The following is a 2,540-nucleotide window of genomic DNA, read 5'->3' as shown; positions in this document are numbered from 1 at the left end:
CGGCGACCGAGTCCGGCTTGCCTCCGATGGAGCCCTCGCAGGTGTGGCAGGGGTGCATGGCGGCGTTCGCCCGACGGGCGGCGAGCAGGGCGTCGTGCTCGCGGGTGTCGTCGGCTTCCCTGCGGCAGTCGTAGCAGAGCTCGGTGCCGTCGCCGGCGCCGGGCGTCCAGTCGTACTCGTCCTCGCGGCGGTCGCAGCCCGGGCAGCGGGTGGCTTCCAGGCGCCGTTCCTTCTCGTCTTCGGCGGCCTGCTCCTCGGCGGCGAGGCGGGCCCGGGTGCAGGTGAGGTACTCGGTGTTGGCGAGGGCGTCGGTGAGGTTCTGCCACTGGTGGCTGCCGAAGCGCCACCAGATCGGGGCGTGCGGGCCCTGGGCTGTCAGCTGGTCGAGGGTGCACGCGAGGATCGGGATGCGGCCGGTGAAGTCGAGGCCGCCGTACGGCTGCCAGTGATTTGCGGGTCAGGGCCTGGACCTCGTTGATGGTGCCTGGCAGGCCCCGGGGTCCGGCGCCGGCCAGGACGAGAGCGATCGGCGGCCACGTTCCGCTCGGGGCGGTGGGGTACTTGCGCCGCCACACCTTCAGCTGCCTCGCGGCGGACGGGTGGCCTTGATGGCTGGGGTCCTTGTAGGTAAGGGCGAAGTACTCGGCGTACCCGTCGAACTTGCGGGCGATCTTCGCGTTGGCGCCGTTGTGGAGGTCGACCTCCACCAGGACCTGGTCATGCCGCAGATGTCGAAGGTCGAGCTGTACGCCGCGATCCGACGCGACCACCGCGACAGCATGAAGCTGCGGGAGATCGAGCGGAAGTGCAACGTGTCGTGGCGGACGATCAGGAAGGCCGTGGACTCGGTCTGGCCGGAGCCACGGAAGAAGCTCCCGCCGCGGCCGACCGCGCCGGACTCGTACAAGGCCGTGATCGACGGGATCCTGCGGGCCGACCTGGACGCGCCGCGCAAGCAGCGGCACACGGTCACGCGGATCTTCCACCGCCTGGTCGAGGAACACGGCGCCGACGTCTCTTACCAGCAGGTTCGGCGCTACGTCGCGGACCGCAAGCCGCAGATCCTGGTGGAGTCGGGCAAGACTCCGCTGGAGGTGTTCGTCCCGCAGACGCACCAGCCCGGCATGGAGGCCGAGGTCGACTTCGGCGACGTGACGGTGCGCGAAGACCGGCCTCCAGCACCAGCTCACCGCCGCCGCGATCAACCTCGCCCGCATCGACGCCCACCTCACCCAGACACCCCGGGCCCGCACCAGCCACTTCGCAGCACTTCGCCCCGCCTCGCTGGAACGCCAGCTCGGCGGGGCAAAATGACCAGGATCCCACTTAGCCAACAGCGTCCGCGGGTGTGCGCGAGGGGCCGTCCCGGTCGGGGGTGACTGTCACGTGCGCCAGTCGACGGGGGTCATGGCCCCGTCGAAGTCCTGGACGATCCTGGAGATCGGCTGGACCGTCGACATTTGTTTTCCGCCGACGATTGTCCAGCCGATCAGGGTACCGGCGGCCTTGGTTCCGTACAGGACGGCTCCCCCGCTGTCGCCGCCCTGCGTGGCGACGTCCTTGACGACGACGACGCCGGACGTGGTCGTGCCGTCCTTGTTGGTGAAGCTCCACCCCGACGCGAAGTACTCGCCGCACTGCCAGCCGCCGGCCGCGCCGGAGATGCAGGTGTACAGACCGCCCGCCATGTCCGTCGCCGGGTTCGCGACGTAGCCGCCGTAGTAGTTGAACCACGGCCCCTCGGACTTGGCCTGCCCTCCCGACGGGCTCCAGTCCCGAGGGTGGTCCACCTTGATCAGTGCGTAGTCCGAGGTGGGGTACTGCTTGACGGCCACCTTGCCGATGAGGCCGTTGCCGTTCCTGTCCGTGCTGCCGTCGTTCCGCCGGATCTCGCTGCCCATGTCGACGCAGTGGGCGGCCGTCGCCAGGTAGGTGTCGCCACCCTTCTGGAGCATGATCCCGGCCGAGCAGAGTTCCCTGCCCGGAATCGACAGACCGTCACCGCCGACGAGTCCGGTCTGGTGGTTGGCGGTCCCCTGATGCGTGGAGACCGCGACCTTTCCGCGCTCCTCCCCGGTCACACCGGCCTCGCGCAGCAGCGCCTCGCCGTCCGCGGAGGCCGGAAGCTCCAGCCTGACGCGGTTCGCCTGGGTGTCCACCCCCCAGGAGCTGTCCTTCGGGATCAGTCCCTTGGCGCCCGCGGCATCCAGCCGCGCCTGGACCTCCTTCAGGACGGCGGTGGTGTACGCGGCGCGCTGCGGGATGACCCCGGCGGCCTTCGCCGCGCGTTCCCCCTCGTCGTCGACGACGTTCGCGTGGACCTCGCCGCGCATCACGTCGGCCCAGACGCCCGCGGCCTTCGCGCCCTGACTGCCCTCGAACGCCTTGGCGGTGGCCGCCAGCCCGTCCTGCGCGGCGAGCCGCTGCGCCACCTCGGCCTCCGGGAGGCCGACTTGGGCCGCCACCGCACGCGCGGCGGTCTGCGGGGTGAACGGGGCCGGCAAGGCGAGGCTGCCGGCGGCGGAGCTCGGCGCCACGCC

2 protein-coding genes and 1 pseudogene are annotated in these 2,540 nt (G+C 71.0%); 2 read left to right on the top strand and 1 reads right to left on the bottom strand.

Going from position 1 to position 2,540, the window contains the following annotated elements:
- Positions 1-478: pseudogene (locus KS423_RS43320) on the top strand (hypothetical protein); the annotation flags it as partial.
- Positions 479-608: 130 nt separating this feature from the next.
- Positions 609-1,379, top strand: coding sequence for a hypothetical protein (locus tag KS423_RS43315; RefSeq protein WP_224285184.1), 771 nt, complete (start codon positions 609-611; stop codon positions 1,377-1,379).
- Positions 1,380-1,382: 3 nt separating this feature from the next.
- Here the strand turns inward: KS423_RS43315 and KS423_RS43310 are convergent.
- Positions 1,383-2,540, bottom strand: a 1,158-nt coding sequence (locus tag KS423_RS43310) for a S1 family peptidase (protein WP_224285183.1), incomplete at its 5' end; no start/stop codon positions are given.

Origin of the sequence: Streptomyces sp. LS1784 (assembly GCF_020103755.1) — a bacterium.
GTDB lineage: Bacteria > Actinomycetota > Actinomycetes > Streptomycetales > Streptomycetaceae > Kitasatospora.
The sequence above is the reverse complement of the archived record's forward strand: the minus strand, read 5'-3'. Positions and strand labels throughout refer to the sequence as shown.